The following is a 430-nucleotide window of genomic DNA, read 5'->3' as shown; positions in this document are numbered from 1 at the left end:
TCCTCGTTGGAGAAATGGCGCATGCGCGGCACCATCACCTCGGCCAGAGCCACGTTGCCATGGGTCAGCGACGAGACAACCGACACCGAGCCTAGCAGAGCTTCCTCCTCGATAAGGTTCGCGATAAGCGTCGTGGACGACACGCATTCGATGCCCACCTCGCGGAAGATACGCTCGTTCTTCGGGTTGTTCACGCGGGCGATGCAGCGGGGCACGTGGAACACGCGCTGGGCGATTTCGCAGGACACGAGGTTCGAGTCGTCCTGGCCGGTGGTGGCCACAAACACGTCGGCCCCACGGATGCCGGCGTCTTCCTGATAGCGCGAGTCGCAGCCGTCGCCGTGAATGACCAGGTAGCGGCCGGTCAGCTGCACCGATAGGCGGTCGGCCGTGGCCAGCTTCTCAGATCGGAAGAGCACACGTCTGAACT

Source organism: uncultured Adlercreutzia sp. (assembly GCA_910585575.1).
Taxonomy (GTDB): domain Bacteria; phylum Actinomycetota; class Coriobacteriia; order Coriobacteriales; family Eggerthellaceae; genus Adlercreutzia.
This window is presented reverse-complemented; position numbering follows the sequence as displayed.